Raw genomic sequence first — 7,820 nt, 5'->3', positions numbered from 1 at the left:
TACTGCAATCTGTGGGAGAGTAGGTCGCCGCCTTCTTTTAAAAGCCTCATCTATTAAGATGAGGCTTTTTTGTTTCTATAATATTTTTAAATAAATGATGATTATAAACAAAAAGAAAACCTATGTGTTCAATATGCATAGGTTTTCTTTTTAAATTGTTTACAGCTATCTAGATTGCTTTATTAGACCAATTCGTGTTTGTATTCAATTTGTTTTAAAATAGCATCCCATAAGCCTATTCTTTTTTCAAGTGCTTCAATTGAAGTTGCTTCTACTTCTTCCCATTTTTTTGTGTCTTGGCCACATAATTCTGAAATCATTTGCATAGCCATAGGACCGTGTTCTTCTGCATCTAGTTCAATATGTCTTTCGAAATAATAAATCAATTTAGACAAATTTGTTTCTGGAAAGTTTTGCTGAAAATTACGCAATATTTCAGTAAACATCGTTGGAATTAAATCTTCTCTACCAAAAGTAAATGCGGCTGCAATTTTATGCGGTTTCCCCTCTTCAATTATTCTGAATGTATAATCTAGGAAGGCTTTTACTTTTTCATCAAGTTTAGATGTTTTTATAGACACAAAAATATTTTTGGTTGTGGCCACATCATTAAGAAACTGATTTACATCATTAACATTGGCTCCACACTGTTGCATAGCATCTAAATACATTTCATAATGACTTTGACGGTTTCCATCGCTTGCTATATCTGTTTCTTCTGCTACTACAATTTCATTAATTAAGTATCTTATTTCTGGATTACCAATAGGCAACCATGGTGTAGTTATGCATGTTAACTTTGCTTGTAATGCCTTTAATAGAGACATAAAATCCCATACTGCATATACGTGATTTTCTAAAAAAATATGTAAATCTTCAATGGAAGTAACCTTTTCATACAAGAGATGATGTAATAACTGTTCTTTTAAAGGTTGAATGTTTGTGTTTATATTTTCTATTGTCATAATAAGTGAGTTTCTTTCAAATAAAAGGTATCTGAAATAAAATGATTTATAAAACAAAAATAAAAATGCTTCTCGAATTAGAGAAGCATTTTATGTCAATTTTATTTATTGTTTAATTATTTGAAGGCTGGAAAGCCAGTAACATCCATACCTGTAATTAATAAGTGGATATCGTGTGTTCCTTCATAAGTGATTACAGATTCTAAATTCATCATGTGTCTCATGATTGAATATTCTCCTGTTATACCCATACCTCCAAGCATTTGACGTGCTTCACGTGCAATATTGATAGCCATGTCAACATTATTACGTTTTGCCATAGAAATTTGAGCTGATGTAGCTCTTCCTTCATTTCGTAGAACACCTAATCTCCAAGTTAATAATTGTGCTTTAGTGATTTCAGTTATCATCTCCGCTAATTTCTTTTGTTGTAATTGTGTTGCTCCGATTGGTTTATCAAACTGAATCCTTTCTTTTGAATATCGTAATGCAGTATCATAACAATCCATTGCTGCTCCAATAGCACCCCAAGCAATACCATAACGAGCTGAATCTAAACATCCTAGTGGCGCACCTAAACCAGATTTATTTGGTAATAAATTTTCTTTAGGCACTTTTACATTATCAAAAATAAGCTCTCCAGTTGCCGAAGCTCTTAACGACCATTTATTGTGAGTTTCAGGAGTTGAAAAACCTTCCATTCCTCGTTCCACGATTAATCCGTGAATTCTTCCTTCTTCATTTTTAGCCCAAACAACCGCAATATCAGCAAACGGCGCATTTGAAATCCACATTTTAGCCCCATTTAAAAGATAATGATCGCCCATATCTTTAAAATTAGTTACCATGCCCCCTGGATTAGACCCATAATCTGGTTCTGTTAAACCAAAACAACCCATCATTTCTCCAGTAGCTAATTTAGGCAAATACTTCATACGTTGTTCTTCGTTACCATATTTCCAAATAGGATACATTACTAATGAAGACTGCACCGAAGAAGTAGATCGCACACCTGAATCACCACGCTCAATTTCTTGCATGATTAAACCATATGAAATTTGATCCAATCCAGCACCACCATATTCTACTGGAATATACGGTCCAAATCCACCAATTTCTCCCAAACCTTTTACAATTTGTTTCGGGAATTCTGCACGTTGTGCATATTCTTCAATAATAGGAGAAACTTCTTTTTTAACCCAGGCACGAGCAGAATCGCGCACTAATTTATGTTCTTCTGTTAGTAAATCATCTAACAAGTAATAATCAGGAGCTTGAAATAAGTCTGGTTTCATAAGTTTAAGTTTTAATTTTTCATTTGTAACTTATGGCATCGCTTTTTAATAGTTGTGTTGCATACGCGAACTTTTAATTAGTAGCGATGTCATAATAATTTGTGTGTTTTTGTTTGTTTTTATACTCTAGGTACGTACTCTTTAACTTAGCGAATACAAAAATATATAATTTTTAACAAAAGAATGTGAAAATGTGATAAATAATATTGAATAACAGAAGTTAAAATCACATCTTTAAATAAAAATCCTTTGTCAATTCAATATATTCTGGAGTGTATTGATGACGAGCAGTTTCTATAACCAATTCATCAATGAAAGGTGCTTGTTGAATTCGAGTAAAAGCCAATAAACTTCGCTTAATTTCTGTTGTAGGTGTACCTTTTACACGAGTAATTTTTAAGGGAAACAACCCGTGTTCCTGACATAACTGAAGGAAATGTTGTTCTTCTTTATAAGGAATTATAACAGAGAAAATTCCAGCGTCAGAAAGAAAAAAATCGGCTGCTTCAATTAATTCTTCAAAAGGCAATGCGTCTTCAAACCGAGCAAAATCGCGTTTTTCATCGCCCGATTTAAATTCATCTGTATAAAAAGGCGGATTAGAAACAATAACATCAAACAACTCTTCTACTTCATCCACAAATTCATCTAAACCTGCATGATAACAATACAAGCGGTCATTCCATGGTGAATTTTCAAAATTTTCCACACATTGTTCATACGCATCGGCATCAATTTCGATTGCATCAATCTGTTCGGCTTGACTTCTTTGTGCTAACATTAAAGCAATTAAACCTGTACCTGCGCCAATGTCTAAAATTGAAAATGGATGATTAATTAATGGCGTCCATGCTCCAAGTAAAACACCATCTGTTCCTACTTTCATGGCACAGCGGTCTTGTTCTATAGCAAATTGTTTGAATTGAAACATATTTAAATTTCAATTATTACGTTTTATTCAAGGTACAAATCCACTAATCCAACTGGGGTATTCATGGTAATTTCCTTTTTAGAACGATTCACTTCTACTATAAAATCGTCAATCATAGGAATAAGGATTTGTTTTTCTCCTTTGAATATTTCAAAAAGAGGTTGTGCGGTATTTTCAATAATGGAATGAATCGTTCCAATGTCACCTAAACGTTGATCAACCACTTTAAAACCAATAATTTCATGGTAATAAAATTGATTGCCTTCTAATTGAGGTAATAAAGTCAGTGGTAAATACAACTCAGAACCCAAAAGATTTTCAGCTTCAGCCTCTGAATCAACTTCTTCAAATTTTACACGAAGGAATTTATCTTTATGTAGGGAAGATTGTTCAATAAAAAATGGAACCAGATTTCGATTCATTTGAACGAAAACTGATTCCAAATTTTGATACATTTCAGGCTCGTCTGTGTCTAAATAACATAGAACTTCGCCTTTGAAACTAAACTTTTTAGCGATTTTGCCTAAATAGAAACATTCGTCTTTACGCATTATCGCACTATATTAAGCTTCTGTTTCGTTGTTTTCTTCTGTAGCTGGTGCTTCTTCATTAGCAGCTTCAACTTCTGGAGTCTCAACTACTTCTTCAGTAGCTTCTGCTGCTTTTGCAGCCTCAGCTTGAGCAGCAATACGTTTTTCGTTTGCTTCTTTTTCAGCTTTTAATGCCGCTGCTTTAGCATCTGCTTGTGCTTTTGCTAAACCAGTTTCTTTATTAGCTACTTTTCCTGCTTTTTCTTCTAACCAAGCTGCTAATTTAGCATCTGCTTGTTCTTGAGTTAAAGCACCTTTTCTTACCCCTCCATCTAAGTGGTGTTTTAATAACGCCCCTTTGTAAGATAAAATTGCTCTAGCAGTATCCGTAGGTTGTGCACCATTGAATAACCATTGAGCCGCTTTATCGATGTTTAAATCGATAGTAGCAGGGTTAGTGTTTGGATTGTAAGTTCCTAATTTTTCTAAGAATTTACCATCTCTTTTTGCGCGCGCATCTGCCGCTACGATCCAGTAAAAAGGTTTCCCTTTTTTACCATGTCTTTGTAATCTAATTTTTACTGACATAATCTAATTGATTAATTTGAGGTTCTCGACCTCGGTTATTAAGGGTGCAAATGTACAACTTTTTTTGAAACCACAAAAAACAAATAATTAAAAGACAAATACTTATCTTTGACTTTTACAATAAACAACCATGGAAAACATAAAACAATACGTTCAAGAAAACAAAGAACGTTTTTTAAATGAATTAATTGAATTATTAAAAATCCCTTCAGTAAGTGCAGATAGTGCTTATGCTCAGGATGTTATCGACACAGCAAATGCGGTAAAAAACAGTTTAGAAAAAGCAGGATGTGATGTGGTGGAGTTATGCGAGACTCCTGGCTATCCTATTGTTTTTGGCGAAAAAATTATTGACCCAAAGCTTCCTACTGTTTTAGTTTATGGTCATTATGATGTGCAACCTGCCGATCCAATTGAATTGTGGGACTCTCCTCCTTTTGAACCTATAATCAAAAAAACGGAATTACATCCAGAAGGTGCTATTTTTGCAAGAGGCGCTTGTGATGATAAAGGTCAAATGTACATGCACGTAAAAGCTTTTGAATATATGGTTCAAAACAACTGCCTTCATTGTAACGTGAAATTTATGATTGAAGGAGAGGAAGAAGTAGGTTCTAAAAGTTTGGGATGGTTTGTAGAACGTAACCACGAAAAATTAGCCAATGATGTGATTTTAATTTCGGATACGGGTATGATTTCTAACACCCAACCTTCTATCACAACTGGATTAAGAGGTTTGAGTTATGTAGAAGTAGAAGTAACTGGCCCAAATAGAGATTTACATTCTGGTTTATACGGAGGTGCTGTAGCCAATCCGATAAATGTTTTGACCAAAATGATTGCTTCTTTACACGACGAAAACAATCATATTACCATTCCTGGTTTTTATGATCGTGTTGAAGAATTGTCTCAAGAAGAACGTGCACAAATGGCAAAAAGGCCATTTAGTCAAGAGGCGTATAATAAAGCATTGGATATTGCAGAAGAATATGGCGAAACTGGTTATACTACAAACGAAAGAAATTCTATCCGTCCTACATTAGATGTTAATGGAATTTGGGGAGGATATACTGGCGAAGGGGCTAAAACAGTTATTGCAAGTAAAGCGTATGCAAAAATTTCAATGCGATTGGTTCCGAACCAAGATTGGGAAGAAATTACACAATTATTTCAAAAACATTTTGAAAGTATTGCGCCAAATGCCGTTAAAGTAAAAGTAACACCTCATCATGGCGGACAAGGCTATGTGACTCCAATTGATTCTATCGGATATCAAGCTGCTTCAAAAGCTTATTCTGATTCATTTGGCGTGACACCAATTCCTGTTCGTTCAGGAGGAAGTATACCCATTGTTGCTTTATTTGAACAAGAATTAAAAAGTAAAACCATCATGATGGGATTTGGATTAGACAGTGATGCTATTCATTCGCCTAATGAGCATTATGGTGTTTTTAATTATCTGAAAGGAATAGAAACTATACCATTGTTTTACAAATATTTTGCTGAATTGAGTAAATAATAGTGAATAGCCTTAAGAAATCCTTAAGGCTATTTTTGTCAAAGCTTTGTTGGTAAAAAACTCATATCTTGGTTATTAGCTATGGTTTTAGCTAAACTGCTTTATTTTTTTGTCAAAAAAAGTTAAATAAAATTTGGTTTTAGATGCTTTGTTTCTATATTTGCAGTCCAATACCACTGCGGGTGTGGTGAAATTGGTAGACACGCCAGACTTAGGATCTGGTGCCGCAAGGTGTGTAGGTTCGAGTCCTATCACCCGCACAATTAGAAAGCGCTAAACTCCATATAAAGTTTAGCGCTTTTTTTATTTATTTTCCTGGAAATATAGCTTTTCTTTTTTCTAGGAAAGCAGTTGTACCTTCTTTAAAATCCTCTGTACCAAAGCAAGCACCAAAATTATTGATTTCCACCTCATAACCGTTTACTCCGTTTGTATAATTAGCATTTACGGCTTGTATTGCTTTTGCTATAGCAACACTTGAATTAGCAGTAATTTTAATAGCAATTCCTTTGGTGAAATCTAATAATTCTTCTTGTGTAACCACATGATTTACTAAACCGTAGTTTTGAGCAGTTGTAGCATCAATCATACTAGCGGTCATAATCATTTCCATAGCTCTTCCTTTGCCTACTAATTGCGCTAATCTTTGTGTTCCTCCATAACCTGGAATTAAGCCTAGTGTTACTTCTGGTAATCCCATTTTAGCATTGGATGATGCAATTCTGAAATGACAAGACATAGCTAATTCTAATCCACCTCCTAATGCAAAACCATTAATAGCTGCAATAACTGGTGTACTTAAATTTTGAACAAAATCAAATAATAATTCCTGTCCTTTAGCTGCCAATGTTCTTCCTTGCTCTGCCGAAAAATGAGCAAATTCTGAGATGTCTGCACCTGCAACAAAAGCTTTTTCACCACTGCCAGTTATAATAATTGCTTTCACTTCAGGATCTTTTTCTAAACTTCCAAAAGCATGATGTAATTCCTCAATGGTAGCTTTGTTTAAGGCATTTAATTTGGTTGGTCTATTAATTGTAACAACCGCTATTTGATTTGATTTTTCAATTAAAATATTTTCCATTATGATTTATTTTATGGGTAATTCTACACAAAAGGTTGAACCTAGTCCTAAGGTTGATTCAAAAGTAATGAATCCATTATAATTCTCTACTATATTTTTTATTATTGCTAATCCTAATCCCATTCCGCTATTTTTAGTGGTAAATTTTGGTTCAAAGATTAACTGTTTTTGATCTTCAGCAATTCCTATTCCATTATCTTTAACATAAAGTCTTACTGTTGATTTTGTTCGTTCCAATTTAACTTCAACTAATTTTTCTTTCTGTTCTTCAGGGATTGCTTGAATGGCATTTTTTACTAAATTAGTAATGATACGTATCAATTGTGTTTTGTCAAAGTGAAGAATAACTTCATCTTCATTAGAAATAAAACGAATGTAATCTTCATTAAAAATTTCTAATGCAATTTTAGCAACCTTAACGATATTTAATGATTCGTTATCTTGTGCTGGCATAGAGGCAAAGTTTGAAAAAGCATTTGCAACAGCACTCATGGTATCAATTTGTTGAATGAGTGTTTCTGAATAATCATTAAGTTTTTGGGTGATGTTCGGGTCATCAGGATTAAATTTTCGTTGGAAACTTTGTACCGTTAACTTCATTGGTGTTAATGGGTTTTTAATTTCATGTGCTACTTGTTTTGCCATTTCCCGCCAAGCATATTCACGTTCGCTTTGAGCCAATTTTTGAGCACTTTCCTCAAGTTCATCCACCATGTTGTTGTAGGATTGAATTAAGGCATTGATTTCTTGATCGCCAGGTTGCAAAGCTAATTTTTCATTGCGTTGATTTAATCTGGTTAATTCAATTTTTTCCGAAATTTGTGTTAGTGATTTGGTTATTGTTTTTGATAATGTAAATGAAAAATAAATAGAAAAAATCAACATTACAATGTAGACCTGTGCATATC

At 33.8% G+C, this 7,820-nt stretch carries 8 protein-coding genes and 1 tRNA gene; 2 read left to right on the top strand and 7 right to left on the bottom strand.

Annotation, left to right across the window (positions count from 1 at the left end; all coding sequences use genetic code 11):
* Positions 1-182: 182 nt before the first annotated feature.
* From QZ824_RS09815 to QZ824_RS09795, 5 genes are all read right to left on the bottom strand, one after another.
* Entirely contained in the window at positions 183-965 is a 783-nt protein-coding gene (locus tag QZ824_RS09815; protein WP_291275843.1) for a DUF3050 domain-containing protein, read from the bottom strand.
* Between the two features lie 116 nt (positions 966-1,081).
* Positions 1,082-2,260 carry an acyl-CoA dehydrogenase family protein gene (locus tag QZ824_RS09810; protein WP_291275842.1) on the bottom strand — a complete coding sequence of 393 codons (1,179 nt, stop codon included), beginning with the start codon at positions 2,258-2,260 and terminating at the stop codon, positions 1,082-1,084.
* 226 nt (positions 2,261-2,486) lie between these two features.
* Positions 2,487-3,191, bottom strand: a complete 705-nt coding sequence (locus tag QZ824_RS09805; RefSeq protein ID WP_291275841.1) for a methyltransferase — start codon at positions 3,189-3,191, stop codon at positions 2,487-2,489.
* A 23-nt stretch (positions 3,192-3,214) separates the two neighbouring features.
* Positions 3,215-3,742, bottom strand: coding sequence for a ribosome maturation factor RimM (gene rimM / locus QZ824_RS09800; RefSeq protein ID WP_291275840.1), 528 nt, complete (start codon positions 3,740-3,742; stop codon positions 3,215-3,217).
* A 12-nt stretch (positions 3,743-3,754) separates the two neighbouring features.
* Entirely contained in the window at positions 3,755-4,309 is a 555-nt protein-coding gene (locus QZ824_RS09795) for a 30S ribosomal protein S16 (protein WP_291275839.1), read from the bottom strand.
* A 130-nt stretch (positions 4,310-4,439) separates the two neighbouring features.
* On the opposite strand from QZ824_RS09795, the gene QZ824_RS09790 reads away from it, so the two are divergent.
* Positions 4,440-5,828 (top strand): dipeptidase, encoded by a 1,389-nt coding sequence (locus QZ824_RS09790; RefSeq protein WP_291275838.1) that lies wholly within the window; start codon positions 4,440-4,442, stop codon positions 5,826-5,828.
* Positions 5,829-6,006: 178 nt separating this feature from the next.
* Positions 6,007-6,088, top strand: a tRNA-Leu gene (locus QZ824_RS09785).
* Positions 6,089-6,135: 47 nt separating this feature from the next.
* Here QZ824_RS09785 and QZ824_RS09780 read toward each other — a convergent pair.
* Both QZ824_RS09780 and QZ824_RS09775 read right to left on the bottom strand, forming a co-directional pair.
* Positions 6,136-6,918 (bottom strand): enoyl-CoA hydratase-related protein, encoded by a 783-nt coding sequence (locus tag QZ824_RS09780; RefSeq protein ID WP_291275844.1) that lies wholly within the window; start codon positions 6,916-6,918, stop codon positions 6,136-6,138.
* Positions 6,919-7,820: HAMP domain-containing sensor histidine kinase (locus QZ824_RS09775; protein ID WP_291275837.1), on the bottom strand; the 902-nt coding region annotated here is incomplete at its 5' end.

Source organism: Flavobacterium sp. (assembly GCF_021151785.1).
In the GTDB taxonomy this organism is placed as follows: domain Bacteria; phylum Bacteroidota; class Bacteroidia; order Flavobacteriales; family Flavobacteriaceae; genus Flavobacterium.
Note: the sequence above shows the minus strand (reverse complement) of the source record. Positions and strands in the feature narration are given on the sequence as shown.